Source organism: Vallitalea maricola, from assembly GCF_036985595.1.
In the GTDB taxonomy this organism is placed as follows: Bacteria; Bacillota; Clostridia; order Lachnospirales; family Vallitaleaceae; genus Vallitalea; species Vallitalea maricola.
Window position 1 is genome coordinate 12132 of sequence record NZ_BTPU01000038.1, and the last position, 21952, is coordinate 34083.

Annotated in this window: 20 protein-coding genes; all 20 read left to right on the plus strand. The window is 28.8% G+C overall.

Annotated features, from left to right (window positions below):
* Complete coding sequence (locus AACQ14_RS13020) at positions 1–1212, plus strand: ABC transporter permease (protein ID WP_339364014.1); 1212 nt, start codon at positions 1–3, stop codon at positions 1210–1212.
* A 39-nt stretch (positions 1213–1251) separates the two neighbouring features.
* Complete coding sequence (locus AACQ14_RS13025; RefSeq protein WP_339364015.1) at positions 1252–2484, plus strand: ABC transporter permease; 1233 nt, start codon at positions 1252–1254, stop codon at positions 2482–2484.
* The gene (locus AACQ14_RS13030; protein WP_339364016.1) at positions 2485–3912 is read left to right on the plus strand and encodes a hypothetical protein; all 1428 of its coding nucleotides are present in this window, start codon (positions 2485–2487) and stop codon (positions 3910–3912) included.
* A 119-nt stretch (positions 3913–4031) separates the two neighbouring features.
* The gene (locus AACQ14_RS13035; RefSeq protein ID WP_193774728.1) at positions 4032–4202 is read left to right on the plus strand and encodes a hypothetical protein; all 171 of its coding nucleotides are present in this window, start codon (positions 4032–4034) and stop codon (positions 4200–4202) included.
* 186 nt (positions 4203–4388) lie between these two features.
* Positions 4389–4703 (plus strand): hypothetical protein, encoded by a 315-nt coding sequence (locus tag AACQ14_RS13040; protein ID WP_339364017.1) that lies wholly within the window; start codon positions 4389–4391, stop codon positions 4701–4703.
* Between the two features lie 43 nt (positions 4704–4746).
* On the plus strand, positions 4747–5436 hold the full coding sequence (locus AACQ14_RS13045; protein ID WP_339364018.1) for a TIGR01906 family membrane protein: 690 nt from the start codon (positions 4747–4749) through the stop codon (positions 5434–5436).
* A gap of 32 nt (positions 5437–5468) precedes the next feature.
* Entirely contained in the window at positions 5469–6422 is a 954-nt protein-coding gene (locus AACQ14_RS13050; protein ID WP_339364019.1) for a DUF2953 domain-containing protein, read from the plus strand.
* 38 nt (positions 6423–6460) lie between these two features.
* Complete coding sequence (locus AACQ14_RS13055) at positions 6461–6859, plus strand: GerW family sporulation protein (RefSeq protein ID WP_339364020.1); 399 nt, start codon at positions 6461–6463, stop codon at positions 6857–6859.
* Between the two features lie 150 nt (positions 6860–7009).
* The gene (locus AACQ14_RS13060) at positions 7010–7840 is read left to right on the plus strand and encodes a stalk domain-containing protein (protein WP_339364021.1); all 831 of its coding nucleotides are present in this window, start codon (positions 7010–7012) and stop codon (positions 7838–7840) included.
* Between the two features lie 98 nt (positions 7841–7938).
* A complete protein-coding gene (locus AACQ14_RS13065) occupies positions 7939–8172 on the plus strand; it encodes a hypothetical protein (RefSeq protein WP_113675361.1) in 234 nt (77 codons plus the stop codon).
* A complete protein-coding gene (locus AACQ14_RS13070) occupies positions 8153–8467 on the plus strand; it encodes a YbjQ family protein (protein WP_339364022.1) in 315 nt (104 codons plus the stop codon). Before AACQ14_RS13065 ends, AACQ14_RS13070 begins: the two co-directional genes overlap by 20 nt.
* Before the next feature lie 110 nt (positions 8468–8577).
* On the plus strand, positions 8578–9468 hold the full coding sequence (locus AACQ14_RS13075) for a damage-control phosphatase ARMT1 family protein (protein ID WP_339364024.1): 891 nt from the start codon (positions 8578–8580) through the stop codon (positions 9466–9468).
* Between the two features lie 76 nt (positions 9469–9544).
* On the plus strand, positions 9545–10003 hold the full coding sequence (locus tag AACQ14_RS13080) for a hypothetical protein (protein WP_339364025.1): 459 nt from the start codon (positions 9545–9547) through the stop codon (positions 10001–10003).
* 137 nt (positions 10004–10140) lie between these two features.
* Positions 10141–10842 (plus strand): response regulator transcription factor, encoded by a 702-nt coding sequence (locus AACQ14_RS13085; protein ID WP_339364026.1) that lies wholly within the window; start codon positions 10141–10143, stop codon positions 10840–10842.
* Between the two features lie 43 nt (positions 10843–10885).
* A complete protein-coding gene (locus AACQ14_RS13090; protein ID WP_339364027.1) occupies positions 10886–12232 on the plus strand; it encodes a sensor histidine kinase in 1347 nt (448 codons plus the stop codon).
* A gap of 33 nt (positions 12233–12265) precedes the next feature.
* Positions 12266–16414, plus strand: a complete 4149-nt coding sequence (locus AACQ14_RS13095) for a non-ribosomal peptide synthetase family protein (RefSeq protein ID WP_339364028.1) — start codon at positions 12266–12268, stop codon at positions 16412–16414.
* Between the two features lie 30 nt (positions 16415–16444).
* Complete coding sequence (locus AACQ14_RS13100; RefSeq protein WP_339364029.1) at positions 16445–17140, plus strand: response regulator transcription factor; 696 nt, start codon at positions 16445–16447, stop codon at positions 17138–17140.
* Positions 17130–18389: a sensor histidine kinase gene (locus AACQ14_RS13105; protein ID WP_339364030.1), complete on the plus strand. Its 1260-nt coding sequence runs from the start codon at positions 17130–17132 to the stop codon at positions 18387–18389. Before AACQ14_RS13100 ends, AACQ14_RS13105 begins: the two co-directional genes overlap by 11 nt.
* 129 nt (positions 18390–18518) lie before the next feature.
* Positions 18519–19187 (plus strand): ABC transporter ATP-binding protein, encoded by a 669-nt coding sequence (locus AACQ14_RS13110; protein WP_339364031.1) that lies wholly within the window; start codon positions 18519–18521, stop codon positions 19185–19187.
* Positions 19188–21620, plus strand: a complete 2433-nt coding sequence (locus AACQ14_RS13115; RefSeq protein WP_339364032.1) for an ABC transporter permease — start codon at positions 19188–19190, stop codon at positions 21618–21620.
* The last annotated feature ends 332 nt before the right edge of the window (positions 21621–21952 follow it).

Genomic DNA, 21952 nt, shown 5'->3' on the forward strand with positions numbered 1-21952 from the left:
ATGATAATGACTTTTTGGGGACTATTTAATAAAAATTTCAAAGAGTTGATAAGAGAAAAAAAACGAAATGTTTTATTGTTTGTTCTGCCAATAGCTATGTTTGTATTTGTTTTCTTGTTCTTTACCAATAGCCAAGTAGAAAAATCATTTGTTAAACCTATTAGCATAGGTATAATTGATAATGATAAAAGCTTGTATAGTTCAGCTCTTATTGAAGCTTATAAAGGTAATGAGTCATTTACTGACTTTATCAATATAAACGTTGGAAATAATGAGCTGAGAGAAGCTTTTGAACAAGGAGAATACGATGCATTAGTTGAAGTTCCCAAAGATTTTGCTGATAGTCTGATGAGATTTGAAGAAGACCCGGTACAGGTCAAAATTGCTTATGAGGATCCTATGAAAGCAATTTTGTTTAAAAATGTTATGGAAAGCTATGAAAATTTTATTACTTCTGTTCAAGTAGGAGTAGAAGTACTATATGATAAAATGGAAGAACTGTCTATGACTAATGAGGAGATTTCATTGTATAACAATGAAATCTCCTATGAATTAGTTATGACTTCTGTAGGAAGAAATAGATTCTTTAGATATAATGGATTAGTCAATATTCCTTCTACCACATCAGTTAATTACTTTTTTATTGCAATAGTAATGATGTTCTTAATGTACATGTCTATATTTACAGCTATAGATTTACTTAGAGAAAGAGAGCATATGTGCTTCAAAAGATTGAAAGTAGCTAGGATATCAATTTTTAGATACCTATTAAGTAAATTACTAAGCTCTACGGTTTTTATTTTTATTATTGTAATAGTATGGTTTTTAATGATATCAATTACTACCAATCTAACCATTCATAATAATTTAGGATATATAGTTTTATATATTATAAGCTGCATATTGTTTGCAGTGAGTTTTGCTATGTTTATTTCCAGCTTGTTCAAAAGAGATGAGAATGTAATATTAGTCAGTAATATATATATTTTCATTAATGCCATTATAGGCGGCAGTATAATTCCGATACATTACATGCCTGATGTACTTAGAAAAATAGCTGTGATTACTCCTAATTATTGGATGATTAAAGGGATGTTATATCTAGATAGTGGATATAAACATATGTATGGTATTATTATTATGGGTGTGTTCATTTCCATGAGTATATTGCTTACATACTTATCTTTTTTAAGATACAAGAATAACAACTAATGTACCAAAAAGAAATAAAGTATAGAATATGGTGATACTATGAACAGGTTGTTTAATATATTGCAAAGCAGATTAAAGTTATTGTTTAAAAGTAAAATGATTATCATATTATTAATTATAATGATAAGCTTATTTGGTATGCTTGTTGGTACTTTGTATCATAATGCTGAAGAGAGCAGTAGTATACCCGTAGCCATAGTGGACAAGGATGATACTGACATGTCTAAGAATATATTGGATAATCTGGATAATGATAAGACTCTGCGTGTTTTCCATAGTACTGAAACTGAAGCAATGGGCAAACTGAAAGATGGACAGATTGAAGCTGTATACATATTAAAAAAAGGTCTGAAAGACAATATTATCAATGAGAAATATGATGAGATCATTGATGTCTATTATATAAGAGGCAGTAATATTGCAAAATTCGTAGGAGACATATTTGCTGAAAAAGTATTAAGGGATTTATGTTTGACCAAAAGTATAAATCTACTTGAAAGGGCTTTAGAAGAAAATGATTATGATGGTAAAGATTCTATTCTAAAAGAAGCTTATGAATATGGGATTTCTATGCAAGATTATAGTAATGACAAGCATTATTATATAAACGTTGAATTTGTTGATAAAGACAAATCCAGCATTGATGCAAAGACTTTAGATAATGATTTGATTTATAAAAAAATGATTTTAGGTATAATCATTTCTTTTACATCTTTTTTCTTACTATTTGCTTCCATTAGCATTGTCAAAGATAAAGAGAATGGTATGCTGGGAAAAATACAGATAACAAGTACTAATAATGCAACTATTATATTGGGGAACTATTTGAGTCTAGTAGTTTCAGGTAGTATCATAGGAATGATTTTTTCCATAATCAATAGTGTATATGCTATAGATAACCATCTAAAAATATTTTTTGGTACTTTTATTGCATTACTTATGTTTGTTATAAGTATATCATCGTTGATTATGTTCTTTACTAGTGTAATAGACAAGACTGCTACATATACTATGATATTTACAATATTTATATTGATTATGGGGATTGTCAGCGGTAGTTTTTTCAGTATTGACTTGCTTTCTGGGGGAATTAAAAGTCTATGCTATTTAATTCCTAATTATTGGACATTGAATTATCTGACAGATATTATTACTACAGGATTTGATAGTATTGATTTATTGAATTACATGGGAATAATGTTTGTGTATACAGTTATAATGATATTAATAACATATTCTATTAATAAATACAGGAGAAAGGTGATAAGATAAATGGAAACAATGAATTTTTGTACCATAAAAAACAATATTAGAACTAATAAAAATCTGGAAAGCACACTAGATCAGTTAGCAGTAAATTATCAGTTTAGTCAATATAAAGTAGCTGTTTATGATTTATTATTTAATTGTATTACTTTTCTCGAGATGTTGGATGATGAAAAAAATAATAATCACCTATTAAAAGATAGTAGGTCCAAGGAAATAATTGAACCTATTATATCAATATTTGTCAACTACGAAAATCTTGAAAGTCTAGTATTTGACAGAGAAGATTTAATGAAAATGAGGAATAAGATTGAGTCAAATATTGAGATACTATCGTATTATACAGATGAAGTTGAAACATATGAATATATTCTAAATAGAATAGAAGGCAGATTCATTCAGAACTATTATGACTTAGAGGATGATAGTAGTTTCGCTGGTAATCTTCTACAGTTCATCTTTGAAACAGATGAAAATATAGTAATAAATGAAAAGATAAAATTAGTATTAAGTCAGCTGCCTATAAGAATAACTAAAAGTAAATTCCATGAATATATAGAGAATTCACTTGAATTATATAAAGGTGCTTACATCTCAGACTTAAATAATTTTATTGATATGTTAAAAGGTACTGCAATCCTTGGACAAGAATATAAAGGTTCTCATAAAGACATATGGAATAGTATAGAGATTCTTAGAAATACGGATTATAAGAATATTGAAAAGCTACAATATGATAATGTTGTTGATATCAAAATGGATATAGCAGATAAAATAGAAAAAATTTATTCAGTATATACTTTAGGAGCTAGTATCATAAACAACTTAATAGAAATAAGCTATTGTGACAAGTTTAGTTCATTTGCTGATAATGATGATTTACAGATAGTAGACGAATTATTTCGCATAATTAAAATCAAAGGTGAAAAAATTAGTGTTGACGATGAACTTTTCAATTCACTTGAAAGAATAGAAGGTGTTATAGAAACTAATCTGGGTGATATAGAAAAATATGCACCTATAATAGAGACAGCTAATACTAAATATAATAAGTTTATTGAAGAATATGGTTTCTCTGTTTCTTATAAAAACATACAAAAACTAGATTATATGTCAGCTACGTCAAGTTATTTTATGAATCCTGAAAATATAGACAAGACAGAGGATGATAATAGAGTAGATGAATTTACTTTAGCAAAAACAAAGAAGGAATTAATTTCTTGTATTGATGAATATCTAAAGGATAAATCTCAATTGTACAGACGAGCAATTATGTCACGATTATTATATTATTTACCAGTGACATTCAAGAAACCACAAGAAATTCACAGTTATATTGTTAATTCATTAGAACAATGTTCTGATTTAAATGAAAAAAATGTTTCTAAGGAGTTATTGAGACAGGTTATAGATGATCTATCGCCTTTATCATAATTAATTTTAAGTAGCTGCATAAAAAAATACTTTTCTAACATAATATTATATTTTTTTATGGGTATAATATTACTATCAACTATGATTTATTAACAATTATACAAGAAAGGTAGACGACAATGGAGCAAAAACAATTTACTAAGTTCTTTGAGAACTATAAACATGCTGATGTAGATAGAAAAATTGAATTATATTGTTCTACACAAGGTTTATCAGAAAATCAATATATGCAGCTTCTTAGAGCTTTTCCTGTTAATAAGATACCTAAGCTTGAAAAAGCACTTGGCTAATAAAAGTTATCCTTTCATTAAGCTTACACTTGATGGAAGGATTTTTATTATACTATAATACTATTACCTATTAATACCAAAAAAATATTGTATTATAATTTTTTTTTGCTATACTATTAATATAAGTTTATTTTTGATGCATTGATAATGCATCATATAGAGTTAATAGTTCAAAAGGGTGTTTATATGGAATATGCAGATAACATATATATAAGTAAAGAGATCAATGATAAAAAAACAAATAAAATATTAAAGAAACTAAAAAGAAGAAAACATATAAGGGATGTTTATTTTTTGACGTGTATAAAAGAATCAAAAAATCCTATGGAAATATTATTATCAACTGAATTATACAGATTAGAGGATAAGGGAAATGATATATTAATAATAGGTATTGCTAAGGGCAGGGATAATGCATTTGAGTTAGTAAGAGATATATATGATGATGTATACACCAGTTCTTCAACTGTTAATTTAAAATCCTATTTTAAGACAAGCTGATTATTATATCATAATATAAGATTAATAAAGAAATGGGGATTCTATGAAATACTTAAATATTGGTGTTAGTATTATAATTGGAGTTTTACTATTTTTTGTATTGTTATTTACTTCGGCAGAAGTCATTGCATATAATATTAATCATTATCAATGGCAGTATGAAAGACATGACATTCCAGAAATAACAAACATGAGTCTCGATGAACTAACTGAAGTTACTAAAAATATGATAGCCTATCTAAAAGACTCTAGAAAAACATTAGATATGAAAGCTGTTATAGATGGCAAAGAACAAGAGGTTTTTGGTGAACGTGAAAAAAGCCACATGGTTGATGTTAAGAAGTTATTTGTTACAGGTACATATATGAGAAATATTAGTTTTATTATACTTATTATAGCTATTAGCTATATGGCTTTCAGAAATAAGAAGCTCCTGACCATTACATTTTCTATGGTTAAATATGTATTTGCTGTAATAATTATGTTAATATTAATACTAAGCGGGTTATTATTAATTGATTTCAATAAATATTTTACTATATTTCATAAAATATTTTTCTCTAATGATTTATGGTTATTGAATCCTAAGACAGATATTCTAATTAATATAGTGCCAGAAATATTTTTCTTCCAAACAGCTATGATTATATTAGGAATCTTTGTTTTAAGTGTTGTTGTAATAATTATTATCATTGAAGTAGCAAAGAAAAAATTAATTAAGCATTGTCATTAAGAGTATAAAATAAGGTATACAGGTGGTTAATCATGTTAGCTATATTACTTGGAATATTAAAAATTTTTTTATATATAATATTGTTTATAATACTATTTGTGGTATTATGTATATTGACTATACTGTTTGTACCAATAAGATATAGTGCCCAAGGTGAAAAATATGATACAATAAAGCTGGATGTGAAAGTTAATTGGTTGCTTCACATAGTATCCTTTAAATATCATATGGATGATGATACCAGTATGAGCCTTAAAATTCTTGGTAAAGACATTATGGCAGAAAAGAAACATAAAAAGGTAAAAAAAGTTAATAATAAAAAGAGTAAGAAAAAACAAAAGAAAAAAGACATTATAGTTAAATCAGATAATGAAACAAATAATATAGAAGATGGTAATAGAAGAAACGAAGATAGCAAGAAAGAAATTGTAGAGAATAAAACATCACAAGCTAAGGTAGATAAGGTAGAGTCTGATAACGTAAAGTTGGGAGACAAGGTTAATCAACAAAGTGAAGAATTAAATAAAAATAGAGTTAAAAAAAATAGCAAAAGAAAAGAAAAAAAGACAAAGAAGAAAAAGGATAAAGATAAAAAAGGTAAAGACAAGGCAGCAAATAGTAAATGGAAACAAATATACAGTATCATAAAAGATTTTATCAAGGATGAAGAAAATCGGGCTGTCATTAAAATGATAAAAGATAAAGTTCTAAAAATGATAAAACACATTTTACCAAAGAAATTCGAGTCTAAGTTGATTATTGGTACTGGTGATCCTGCTTCAACAGGATATGTAGTAGGTGCAGTAAGTATATTATATACTGTTACCGGTAATAAATTAAAGGTTGTCCCTGATTTCAATGAGAAAATATTTCAAGGCTGTTTTTATGGAAAAGGGAAAATATATTTAATTGTGCTGCTAAAAAATACATTAAGTATTATTTTAGATAAAAGGGTAAGAAAAATATATAAAACATATAAGGTATAAAAAAATAGTATATCTAATGAACTTAAGGAGGAAAATAAATGGAATCAAATTTTAAAAAAACTGTAGAATCACTATTTAATGGAATGGAAAATTTCGTTTCTACAAAAACAGTAGTGGGCGAAGCCATTAATATTGGGAATACTATAATATTACCATTAGTTGATGTTTCATTTGGTGTAGGTGCAGGGGCTTCTGAAGAATCAAAAGAAAAAACAAAAGGTGTTGGTGGAGGAGCATTAGGTGCAAAGATTAGTCCAAGTGCTGTTCTAGTAATACAAGATGGTCAAACAAGATTAGTTAATGTTAAAAATCAAGATAGTTTAACTAAAATAATTGACATGGTTCCTAACATAATGGATAAATTTACTGCAAAAAAGAAAGATAATGTGAAGGAAGAGAAAATAACAAAAGAAGAATATCCAGAAGATGAGGAATAATATTTATATAATATATAAACCTAATTAAATATTTGCTATAGAGCCAGCAATATTTAGTTGTATTAGGCTTATAATATCAAGGAAAATATATTGAATTTATTGAAATAGTGTATAGATGTTTAAGTTCAATATATATAGGAGAAAATTCTAATGAAAAAATTATGTAAAACATTAATATGTTTATATATGAGTTCCATTATTTTATTCAACGTTCCAGTATTAGCAATAGATAAAATTCCCCCAATATCAGTAAAAGTAAATGATAATTATATTATTATGGATACTGAACCAATCATGATGAATGATACTGTGTATGTACCCCTAAGATCCGTAGCCAATGCTCTTAGTGCAGAGGTTCTATGGGATGGCGATACACATAAGATAACAATCAATGAAGCAGATAATAAAATTGAGTTATCTACAGATTCTAATATTGCAAATATTAATGGTGAGCAATATGAACTTGAAATTGCACCACCAGTAGTAGATGATAGAACTATGGTTCCTATCAGATTTTTTGCTGAAGGTATGAACTGCACAGTAGATTGGAACAAGAAAGTATATACAGTAGAAATACTTAGAGAAGATCTTGTAATTCCAGTTGCTAGTGTGCTTGACAGAGGTTATACAGACGAAGATTTGATTTTATTAGCCAAGATAATTACTGTTGAGGTTAACTATATAAGCTTTGATGCAAAGATTGCTGTAGCTAATGTTGTCATAAATAGAAAAAATAATCCAGAGTTTCCAAGCACAATAAAAGGTGTTATTTATGACAAGACATATTGTGTACAATTTCCCCCAGCTCACAAATCAAGTTTTGCAGAAAAAGAACCAACAACAGATTGCATAATTGCAGCTAAGATGGCTTTAGAGGGAGTAAATAACATAGATAAATGTTTATTTTTCAATCACAGACCTTTTAAATCCAAGTCAAAGGACTTTTATAAAAAAATAGATACTGAGTATTTCTATTATTAATATAAGAGGTATAATAAATAGGTGTTATGATGCCTATCAATTAGATATAGTTATAATATGTAGACCCACAACATATTTTATACAGAGGGGTGGTCAATATGAGTAAGAAGTTTGCACCTATTTTTATAACAGTATTATTATGTCTGATAAATGTGCTCATGCTATATGGCTTTTCATTTAATGCAATCATATCAGGCATTCTAATAGTTCAAATTATTGGAGTAATATTTGCTATAGGTATAATATGGGTTATTATTGCACTTATAGTAAATCTTATAAGAAGATTAGACGAATTAAAGGAGGAAAATGAAGATGATCTTAGTAAATACTGATTATATCTCAGGAAAACAACTAGAAACACTATCAATCGTCAAAGGTTCCACTATTCAATCTAAACATGTTGGTAAAGATATTATGAGTTCATTTAAAACAATTGTTGGTGGTGAACTTGGTGCTTACAATAAAATGATGAATGAAGCAAGAGCTTTAGCTACAAAACGTATGGTTCAAGAAGCCACAGCTCTAAATGCCGATGGTATTGTTAATATTAGATATGCTTCTAGTGCTATCATGCAAGGCGCCGCTGAAGTTATTGCATATGGAACAGCAGTTAAATTCGTAGAATAATATAAGTCTAGGCATCTTGCCTAGATTTTTCTTATCTTATAGGTAGTCCTGCTTTTGAAAGAGAAGCGTTTGTAAAACAACAAAATTTTAGTAGAAAGGATACAAAAAGTATGTACTCACATGTAGATTGTATAGCTTGTATTATTAATAAAGCTAATAAACTAGCTGACAAATATATTGAAGACAAAAAAGAGAAATATAAATTCATGAACAAGGTTCTATTGGAAGTGGCTGACACTGAATATGAAAAAACAGCACCTTACATAAGCACTAAGGTAATGAGAATATTACATAACCTTACAGGGGTTGATGACTTCTATAAAGAAGAGAAGAAGCTTTTTAATGAAAAATTATTAGCTATGGAAGATAATATTAAGGCAATGCTTGATGATTCCGCCCATAGATTCCTAGATGCTATAAGAATAGCTATGGCTGGTAATATAGTTGATTTTGGAGCTCTTGACAATATTACTATGGAACTTGTTGAAGAAATCATCAAAAGAACAATGGAGAGTAAAATTGATAAAGAGGTTTATAATAAATTCTATAAGGAATTATCTAATGCAAAAGAAATATTATATCTAGGAGACAATACAGGTGAAATTGTTTTTGATAAAATCTTGATGGAAGAAATTAAAAAAGAATTTCCGGATATAACAATCTATTTTGCTACAAGAGGTAAACCAGCACTTAATGATGCTAACGAAGAAGATGCTTATTTTGTTGGTATAGATAAACATGCCAAAATAATAAATAATGGTACAGATATTCCTGGTACAGATTTAGATGAAGTCTCTGACGAATTCAAAGAGGTATTTTATAATAAAGCAGATATGATTATCTCCAAAGGACAAGGGAATTTTGAGACATTATCTGGTAGCGGTCATAACATTTTCTATTTGTTTCTTTGTAAATGTGACATGATAACTAAGAGACTTAAGATAGATAAGTTATCAGCAATGTTTCTATACGAAAAGGATATTGATAAAACTTTATTTTGATTTTCATATTTCTTCATAACTTTTTCATATTATTATTTTATAATAACAATAACAAATCAAAAAGGAGGAAATATATATGAAAAAAACAAAATTAATCACATTCGGTTTGTTAGGATCACTATTAGTAGGAATGGCAGCATTTGCAGCTACTCCTGCAGAAATTTATTCAGAGCTTACTGGGGTAACACAAGAAGAAGCTTATGAATTAAGACAAGAAGGTAAGACTTTCGGTGAATTAGCTAAGGAAAATGAAGTTTATGATGAATTTGTTGAGAAAATGTTAGATGAAAAGACAGCCTTAGTTGAAGAGAAAGTTGAGCAAGGTCAGTTAACTAGAGAAGAAGCTGATGAATTTATTGCAAATCTAAAAGAAAATGCTGGTAATTGTGACCCAAGTAATCCACAGAGATTAGGACAACAAATTGGTCTAGGACGTGGAATGGGAAATGGTCGAGGTGCATGTAATGGTACTGGTAATGGCTATGGAAGAGGCAATGGTGGCAGAGGATTAGGCTATGGAAGAGGAGCTAAATAATACTTAATTCAAAAGATGCAAAAGGCAGCTTATAGCTGCTTTTTTGCATATATAAAAGTAATTTGATAAAATATAATAAAAGGATTATTTATCTATTAACACCCAAAGACTTGATGACTATATGAAAGGGAAAAAAGATGGAAGAAAAAATACTTGTTATAGATGATGAACATGGATTGTTGGAAGTAGTGGAAGCATATCTCAAAAAAGACGGTTATGAGGTTTTTACTGCTGATAATGGGAAAGAAGGATTATCACTCTATAAAAATATAGACCCAGATTTTATAATATTAGATTTGATGCTTCCTGATTTATCTGGTGAAAAGATTTGTGAAAAAATAAGGGAAGAATCAGATGTACCTATATTAATGCTTACTGCAAAAAGTATGGAAGATGATAAAATAAGTGGGCTAGCACTTGGTGCAGATGATTACTTGACTAAGCCTTTCAGTCCTAGAGAATTGGTTATGAGGGTTAAGGCAATACTTAGACGTACTTATAAAAAAACTAATATTAATAATGATAATATCATATCATTCAATAATAAAGATATAATAATTGATAAAGAGGAGCACATTGTTAAAAAAGCTGGAGAAGTACTTAACATTACTCCTAATGAATATGAAATATTATTACTTTTTGTTAGAAATCCAAACAAAGTTTTTACTAGGTCCCAAATAATAGATGCAGCGCTAGGTTATGAATTTGTAGGGTATGATAGAACAATTGATGCACATATTAAAAACCTCCGTAAAAAACTGGAAGATGATATAAAAAAACCTGGATATCTTTTGACTGTTTATGGTGTTGGATATAAGTTTAAAGGTAAACAGGACTAGAAATGGGTGTGAAATGGTTATGATAAGTCTCAGTAAAAGAATAATGAAAAATTCTATAATAATATCATTGGTTACAGTAATAGTAATTATCATATTGTCTAATATAGGAATAAAATATTATTTTACTGATTACCTGATAGAGCAAAACAAAGTTGATAATGAAGAAATAATAACCTATGTTAATACAAGTATTGAGAATGATGGCATTATTGATAATAGAGAGCTTTCGTATCTCAAACAGCAAGCACATTTTAAGAATGTGGAGATTGTTTTGCAAGATATAGATAAGGAAATTATATTTGTCAGCAGTATGGGTATGGGTAAAGGCATGGGAATGGGTAACTCTATGCATAAAGAGCCTTTTAAGGAAGACTATACTTATTTAGAAAAAAAATTGACTTATGAAGGTCAAACAATCGGATATCTCAGTATAGGACATTATAAAAACATTATCACTGCAAAAGAAGATAATGATTTCATATATACAATAAATATATTATATGTAATCTCATTTTTTATAGCTGTATTACTTGCTATTTTTTTAAGCTTATTACTTGTAAGAAGACTTACACGTCCTATTATTGAGATAAAGGATAGCACCCATAATATATCAAAAGGTAATTATGAACGTGTAAAATCAATAAATACTGATACAAAAGAATTAAACGAATTGGCAACTTCTATTGAAGAATTAGCAAGGCAGCTCAGTGAACAAGAACAACTAAGGAAAAGACTAAGTAACGATATTTCCCATGAACTTAGAAGTCCCCTGGCAGTACTTAGGAGTCAAATAGAAGCATTGATGGATGGAGTTCTAGAGCCATCACCAGAGAGACTTGCCAAATTGAATGATGAGATTGTGAGAATGACCAAACTAATTAACGACTTAAATGAATTAGTGATAGTTGAGAGTGAGCACCTAAGACTTAATACTAGTAAGGTAAATGTTGAAAATGAGCTGTCAACTATAATTGAAGGATTTATACCACTTATGGATAGTAAAGACATCAAGCTTATAGGTCAATTAGAAAAAGATATATTTATTAATGGAGATAGAGATAGATTGAAACAGATATTCGTTAATCTACTAACCAATGCTTATAAATATACTAATAGGGGAGGCAGTGTAAAAGTTACATTGACAAAAAACACAGATGAAGCCATAATTAGATTTATTGATTCTGGTATAGGGATTAAAAAAGAAGATTTAACTTATGTATTTCAACGATTCTATAGAGGTGATGAATCAAGGAGTAGGAAGACAGGCGGTGCTGGTATAGGATTATCCATAGTTAAGGAACTAGTGAAAGCACATGAAGGTATAATAACAGTTGACAGTGAACTTGGAAAAGGATCTATATTTACTATAAAATTCAAGTTAGCCACTTAAAATAATCTTAAGTAATGGGGGAAGAGTATAGATATGTATCCATTATCAAAAGGGAAAAAAGCTATGTGGGATATAGAAAAAATATATAAATCCTATATTCCAAGTTTAATAATTGGGGAAATGATTTTCAAAGATAATAATATATCCATTGATAAACTGGATAGGGCTATTAATAGGCTAATTGAGTTAAATGATATCATAAGAACATCAATAATAGATGATAACAAAGAGACTATAGAACCTTTTTATTATAATAAGGTTAATATAATAGATTTAGTTAGGAAAACAAATGATGAATCAGATAAGATAATAAAGAATTATACACAAGAAAAATTAGAAAAGAATAAGCTGTATTCCTTTAGGATTGTTCTATATAACAATGGTAAAACTGGTATTATTATAAAGCTTCACCATATTATATCAGATGCTTGGACTATGGTACTTATAGGAAGTAGAATCAATTCTTATTATAGAAATGATAAAATAACTACCCAGGATAAGGGAATTTCTTATATAGAATATTTAACTAGAGATAATAAATACCTAAGTTCGGATAGATATTTACAAGACCAAAATTATTGGAAAGGTAAATTAAGTGATTTTAATGATTCTGCCATAAAATTATATAATAACAGTATTAGTACGGTTGAAGATATAAAAGCCAGACGAAAAAGAATTAAGATTAATGAAGAACAGATAAAACAATACTGTCAGAATAACTCTACAAGTTTGTATTCATTTTATGCTGCTGTTCTAGCCATTTATTTGGCAAGAATGAATCATAAGGATAAAGTAATAATTGGTACACCAGTATTAGGCAGAAAAGGCAGAGAAAAATTTTCACTAGGTTACTATGTCAATATGGTTCCACTAAAAATCAATATTAACATGGAGTGGACTTTCTATGAATTGTTAAATGAAGTCAAAAAAGAGATTTTCAATACATTCAAACATTCAAAATATCCTTATATAAAGATACGTGAAGCCTTTACAGCTGAATTCGGAACCAACAAGAAAATATTTGATACTGTATTATCTTATCAAAATGCCAAAAATGTCGATTATAAGGATTACAATACTAATTGGATATTCAATCAATGTGCCATGGATGGATTAGAAATAAATATCAGCAATAGAGATTGTGAACCTAGCATTACATACGAAATAGACTATCAAATCAATAAATACACAGATAACAATATTGACCAGATTCTTTCTCATATGCATATTCTTATTAAAGATATTCTAGCTAATAAAAGAAAAAAACTGAAAGAACTTGATATACTACCTGTTGAAGAAAAAAACATCATACTTAATGAATTCAATGATACAGAGACAATTTATGATGATACAAAAGTACTCCATGAGTTGTTTTACGAACAGGTAACAAAAACACCTAATAAGATTGCCATAATGTATAAAGATGAATCCATGACCTATAAAGTGCTTAATGAAAAATCCAATTCATTAGCAAGAGTTTTACAGAATGAAGGAGTCAGAAGAAATACAATAGTTGGAATTATTGCAGAGCCATCCATTGAAATGATTATAGGCATTCTTGCAATTTTAAAAGCTGGTGGAACCTATCTCCCACTAAATATTAATCAGCCAACAGATAGAATAATAGATATAATTAAAAATTGTAATTTAAATAAAATAATAGTTCATACAAAAAAAGAAATAGCTAATATATTAAATTTTGTACAACTGGCTATTCCAATAACAGGACAGCTTAATAATTCAACTAATAATATAGAGAACGTTAATGAAGTAGATGACTTAGCTTATATATTACATACATCTGGTTCAACAGGTAAACCAAAAGGAATTATGACGACCCATAAAAATGTTGTGGGTTATGTAAATACATTACTAAAAGAAATTAATATGGAAGGTAAGATTGTGCTTCAACAATCATCTTATACATTTGATCTATTTACAGAAGAGGTTTTTCCAACATTATTTTCAGGTGGGACATTAGTGATTGTGGAACGAGAAACAGTTACTAACATTGAAAGGTTAATAAGTGTAATAAGGGATTATAAAGTACAAATTATCAGTAGTGTTCCGTCAGTAGTAGATATGCTCAATAAACATATGATTATTACTGAATCCCTTGAAATCATTATTAGTGGGGGAGATGTACTTAAAAATAATCATGTTGATAATCTGATAAAAAAAGATATTAATATATATAATTCCTATGGACCTACCGAAACAACAGTATGTGCTACCTATAACAAGTGTAATGAGGGCAATGTTTCATTAATCGGTTCACCCATAGGTAATTATAAAGTTTATATCATGGATAGATATGAAAATCTAATGCCCATAGGATATGAAGGAGAAATAGTAATTGGTGGTATAGGTGTTTCTAAAGGTTATTATAATGATAGTAGTCTTACAAAAAAGAAATTCATAAAATCACCATTCAATGAAAGTGAAATTCTATATAAATCAGGTGATAAAGGAAGATACCTATTAGATGGCAATATAGAATATATGGGAAGACTAGACCGTCAGGTTAAAATATTAGGAAACAGGATCGAATTAGATGAAATAGAAAACAAAATCAATAAAGTAACAGGAATAGAAAACAGTGTTATGACTTGTGTAAAAATGAAAGATAAAATACAATTGGTTTGTTACTATATTTCATCAACCATAAAAGAGAATATACTTAGAGACATACTTAAAAAATCATTACCAGCGTACATGATTCCTAATCATATTATAAGATTAGAAATATTTCCATTAACGGTAAATGGTAAAATAGATATGGAGAAATTAAATAAGTATAAAGGAGATAATAAGCTTTATGTTAAGCCGAAAACTAGTTTAGAGAAACAATTAGTATCTTTATATGAAAAAGTATTGAATATAAAAAAAGTAGGAGTGACTGATGATTTTTTTGAATTAGGCGGTGACTCTCTAAAAGCAATGGAGTTAATTGTAAAAGCAGATAAATTAGAAATAGGATTGGAGATAAAAGATGTCTATAATTATCCTACTATAAGAAAACTTACACAAAAAGACTCTGAATTAAATTTTCACAAATATGAAAATACAATAGATATTATCACTAAAAAGATTAACAGAAAGAAATCCGGAGATATATTAATTACAGGTGCAACAGGATGGTTAGGCATCCATTTAGTAAATGATTTATTAAAAGAGACTAAGGATAATATATATTGCATTGTTCGAGGGAATAATCCAGAAGAAAAAATGGAAAAGGTATTTGCTTACTATTTTCCAAATATAACACATGAAGAAAAACAAAGAGTCAAAATTCTAAGAGGAGATATTACATTAGATAGATTGGGCCTCAGTGACAAAGATTATAATATCATAAAAAATAAGATTGGAATCATTATTCATGCAGCAGCTTTTGTTAAATATCATGGAAAATCAGATATCTTACGTAATATTAATGTAACAGGTACCCAGAATATCATTTACATGACAAAAATCCTGAATGCAGAACTTTATCATATATCTACCATATCTATAAGTGGTCAGTATATGATACAAAACCATATGTTAAAAGGTAATTTTACTGAGAAAGATTTGTATATAGGACAGCATTTTTCCGAGAATGAATATATACTTAGTAAGTTTCTTGCAGAGAGTGAAATTATAAAAGAGATAGAAAGTGGATTAGATGCTTCTATCATAAGGGTTGGCAATCTGACTCAACGTACAAGTGATGGGAAATTTCAAATAAATATGGAAGACAATGGATTCTATGGTAGACTCAGAGAATTACTTATACTAAAAATGATACCAAAGGAATTTCTGGATCAAAAAGTTGAGATGACACCAGTTGACCAATGTAGTAATGCAATTGTAAAAATAATTAAAAGTAAACCAGAGCATACTGGAAGCTACCACGTTTTTAATCCTAATAAGGTGGATGCTATAGATATTTTACATATCATTGAAAAAATGGGGTATAAGATATTACCAGTATCTATGGAGAATATTAGTGCTCTCATATCTCATAGCAAAGAAAACTTGAAACATTTATTAAGTATAAGTAATAAAAATGCACCTGCCAGTGAAAATATAGCAGTTGACAATAATCTAACAACCAATTACTTAGAGAAAATAGGATTTACTTGGGGTAAGATAGATGAGAATTATTTGAGAGCAATTATTAAGAATATAGAACTAAGATAGTTTGTAGTCAATACAGAAAGAGTGATAACAGTGAGACAAATTCTATTATTGGAAGATGACGAAAGTTTAAATAGAGGTATTAGTTTTAAGTTGAAAAAAGAAGGTTATGAAGTATTATCTTCATATAGTATCAGAGAAGGTAAGAGACTATTTTCTAATAACAATATTGATTTAGTAATATGTGATATCAATCTGGAAGATGGAAGTGGTCTGGATTTTTGCAGAGAAATACGAGAGATAAGCAATGTAAGATTTGTTTTTTTGACAGCACTTGATGAAGAAATAGATATAGTAATGGGATATGAAGCAGGTGCAGATGATTATATTACAAAACCATTTAGTTTAGCTGTACTTATGTCTAAAGTCAATGCTATTTTTAAACGGCTAGAAGGGGGCGTAAGTGATAAGTTAGAATCAGGTAATGTATGTTTCATTAAAAATGAAATGAAAGTAATAGTTAATGGAGATGAAAAGGTACTTAGTAAAAATGAACTGAAATTGTTGAATATACTTATGGAACATCCTAAACAGATTTTATCAAAAAAACAATTATTAGAATGTCTATGGGATATTGATGGTGACTATGTAGACGAAAACACTGTGGCTGTCAATATAAGACGACTAAGAGAAAAGATAGAACTAACACCATCAAAGCCAGCATACATAAAAAATGTAAGGGGTATTGGATATCTGTGGAATATGGAGTGTAGAAAAAATGATAGATAAGTATAATAGTAAAACCAATAACTATTTAGTGTTTGGTAGTGTTATCCTAGTATGTATTATAGTCATGTTATTGACTACTCTAAAGGAATTTGGTGAAATTGATAGTATAAGGAGCAATCAGTTGGAAGAACTTTATCAAATAGCAGGTTCTGCTTCTGATAATGATACATATTATGCAATAACGGATGTCCTAAAAGGCAAAAAAGACGAGGATTCAATTGAATTAGGAAGACAATTGCTGTCAGAACAAGGTTTTACAAATTCTTATGTCAATAATTATGTGACAATAGGTCACGATACCAAGAATAATATTCTTATATTTAACATTGTCATAGTTTTTGTTTTTATTATAGGAATTTTTATAATAGTTTTATATACTAAAATTAATCATAAAAGAGAATTAAACAGTATACTTGAAGTTCTAAAAAGATTTACCAAAGGAGATTATAACTATCTGGCACCAATTACAGACGAATCAATTGGGAGCAAGATAAAATATAATTTAGAATCTCTAGGCAAGACGATAACTATAACGAATACAAGACTGCAAGAAGAAAAAGAAGGCACTAAAGCATTAGTTACTGATATATCTCATCAATTAAAGACTCCATTAGCATCACTGAAAATGTATTATTCCCTCATGGTAGAGGATGACTTAGATCAGAAAGAAAGACAGGAATTCATAGAAAGAAGTAAAGAACAGATAAATAGGTTAGAGGGATTAGTGGCAGCTTTAGTGAATATATCCAGACTTGAAACAGGGTTGATAAACATTAAAACTAGGATGAATGATATCAAGGAAACCATTATACAAGCTGTAAATAGTGTTTATATGAAAGCAGAAGAAAAAGAGATAGAGATAGACTTACATAAAATTCAGTCAGTAGTATTACCCTATGATGATAAATGGACAAAAGAAGCCATTTCCAATGTTATAGATAATGCAATAAAATATAGTGATAGAAATAGTACCATTACCATTCGAACCCAAAAATTACATAACTATCTAAGAATTGAGATCGAAGATGAAGGTATTGGAGTTAATGAAAAAGAATATACCGATATATTCAAGAGGTTCTATCGGGGTAAATGTGATATAGTCAAAAAACAAGAAGGTTCAGGAGTTGGACTATATCTAACGAGAAAAATATTAGAAGATCAGGGTGGTAATATAAAAGCGATTTCAAAATCTTCCATAGGAGTTAATAATAGAGGAAGTATTTTTGTTTTACAATTATTGTTGGAGTAGTTTATCAGTCTTACAATTCTGTAAGACTTTTTGCTTGTTAATGAAAGTAAAATGAAAGATTGAACCTTTATGATAATAAAGTAATGAAAGAGTTGATTGACAATTGATTATCTTAAGGAGGCAATAATAATGGATGTTATTCTAGAAACTAAGAATCTATGTAAATATTATGGAAAAGGTGAAAATCAGGTAAAAGCAATTGATAATACAAGTATGCAGATTAATAGAGGTGAATTCATTGCAATAGTTGGTAAGTCAGGGTCTGGAAAAAGTACTCTTCTTAATATGTTAGGGGGATTAGATAAACCTACAAGAGGTTCTGTTTTTATAGGAGATAAAGAAATATTCACATTAAAAGAAAAAGAACTAGCAGTTTTTAGAAGGAGAAAAATTGGTTTCATCTTTCAAGCTTATAACTTGATATCCTCCTTAAATGTATGGGAAAACATTGTTCTTCCTATAGGATTGGATGAAAGCCAAGTAGATACAAGATTTGTTGGTGATATCGTTAGGACTCTAGGAATAAAAGATAAAATTAAAAACCTTCCCAATACTTTATCAGGAGGGCAGCAACAACGTGTAGCAATAGCTAGAGCATTAGCTTCCAAGCCAGATATAATATTGGCCGATGAGCCCACTGGAAATCTGGATTCAAAGACTGGTGATGAGGTAATATCGCTACTCAAAATGTCAGCAAAAAAATACGGTCAGACTTTAGTTATGATTACTCATGATGCTGAGATTGCACAGATGGCAGAACGAATAATAGTTATTGAAGATGGCAAGGTGGTGAGATAGATGAAAACTACCACAAAAATTGCAGTAAGTAATCTTAAGTATAATAGAACAAGAAGTATTCTCATCTCAGTAGCGATAGTATTAACTAGTTGTCTTTTAATGATTATTGGAACTAGTGCCTTTGGATTAGTTAAATATAACAAGGTGAATGCTGGAGAGCAAAACGGGTATTATGAAGGTACATATATAAGAGTAGATATAGCGACTGTTGAAAAAATGAAGCATCATGCAGATTTTATTAATATAGGAATATCTGAAGACATAGCCACAATAAAAATGAATGATATAAGTGGTAGTCTTACTTATATGGACAATAACGTATGTGATATGATTAATATAGTTCTGGAAGAAGGTCATCTTCCAATTGAAGAAAATGAAATAGTTGGGCAGAAAGAATTTTTTGAGAGTATAAGCGGGACTTCATCCATTGGAAATATTGTCACAATACCATATAGGGTAAAGGGAGAAGGAAAAATAATAGAGAAGGATTTTATTATCTCTGGAATTCTTCCTAGTAACAAAACAAGTAATTATAATAAACGCTATCAATTATTAGTATCTGAAGATTTTTATAATAGTTCTATTAGTGATGAAAATAAGTCTTGCAATGTCATATTTAATGTGTTGGGAGTAGATGAATTCAACTATGAACAGATGCAGGATAAGATTAAAAGTCTAGCTGAGACTCTAGGTATAGATAAAAATAATGTTATTATAAATAAAGGGTATTTGATGTGGATTACTAATCCATCGTCAGACATAATATTTGTGAGTGTTTTAATAGGTATTTTAGTAATATTATTCAGCGCCCTTGTTATATATAATATATTTTATGTGGGTATAATTGATAAAGTACAAGAGTTTGGAAAAATAAGGGCTATAGGAACTACCAAGAAGCAGTTAAAACAAATTATTCTAAGAGAAGGGATGATTCTAGGATTAATAAGTATCCCTATAGGGATAGTATTGGGCTATATAATAGCCCATGTTGGTTTTGAATTTATGATATTCAAATTAATGGACCAGGTTGTAACTTACGATATAGAAAAGATATCTCTCTTAAATATACCAGTTATCTTATTAATTATATTAGTGTCTTTTATTACGATTTACATTTCTCTTAAAAAACCTATGAAGATTGCATCAAATATATCACCTGTAGAGGCTATTAGATATCATGATAATACAAGTGGTAAAATTATTAAGAGAAAAGGTTATAAAACAGTTAACCTATGCCGTTTGACAATGGCTGATATAACTAGAAACAAAAAAAGAACCTTAGCAACTATAATGACTATGGGGCTTAGTTGTGTACTTTTTGTTACAGTAGCTAATATTGCAAGTAGTATGAGTCCTGAATATGCTGCTAAGCGACAAATGGAAAAAGGTGATTATCACATTGAATTAAATTATGATGTTGATGATACAGCTTATCCAGAAAAAAATCTTAATCATCTACAACAGCAGAATATCATGGGAAATGGTTTAATTGAAGAGATTGAAGCAATAGATGGAATAAGTAAGATTGAAACAAGAGGTACGGTTCTTGCAAAATTAATATCTGATAATTCGTCAGAAGATGAAAGGTTAATGGGTATAAATGTACTTTCAAGGGAAGATTATGAAGCAAGGGTAAAAGAGTGTAAAAAAGGTGTTATGGACTATGATAAAGCAGTATCAGAAAATGGAATTGCTTATACATATGACTATTTTTTTGAGCAGTACGGTTATGAGATTGGAGATAAGTTAACTTTTGAACTCTATGATGGAGACAGGGTAATTAAGTTTGAAGCAGTTCTTCAAGCATCTACAAATTCTACAGATACAACATTTATAATGACTGAAGATACATTCAAAAAGTTAGGTTTCAAAGAAAATATTATATCTCATATATTTATATATTGTGATAAAGATAAAGTAAAGTCAGTAGGTAATATGATAGATAATATTGCTTCAAGAAGTGAGTATTATTCCATGAAAGCTTATACAGAACTGTTGAACCAATCAAGATTCAGTATCAGATTATTAGTTGTTCCAGTGTATGGTCTATTGATTGTATTGGGAATAATTGGATTCATGAATATGGCTAATACGTTGATTACCAGTATTATTGCCAGAAAAAGAGAATTCGGTATTTTACAGGCTATCGGACTTACTAACAAACAATTAGGTAAGATGTTACAAGCAGAAGGGTTAGTGTTCACTATAGGAACACTGATAATAGCTCTAACTGTAGGCAATTTTTTTGGTTACCAATTATTTCTAGGGGCTAAAAGAACAGGAATGATAGGTATATCCACATACCATTTCCCATTTAAAGAACTATTGATTATGACAATCTCTCTTCTTCTTATGCAGTCATTGTTATCAATATATATGAGCAGGTATATTCAGAAGGATGCCCTCATTGATAGGATTAGATATAATAGTTAATTAATGGTATTAAGTATAAACAAGATGACTCTTCAAAACTATTTAGTATTGAAGAGTCTATTTATTATATAGTAAGATTTTTAACATTCATCTCTACTTCATATGTCTTTCTATCACTTTGTTGTTGTATACTATTTTCTTGTTCACTATTAGTCATATTCATTATAACCTCTTATTATTGTACTTGCTTCATTATATTTGAAGTTATGAAACATGTTACTCTTATAATATATAATACATATTTAATAAGGTTAGTTATAATTAAAGTGAGATAGAGTGTTACTATGTTTAGTTGATGATCTGATTTTTGTTGTTCTGGACAACAAAAATCA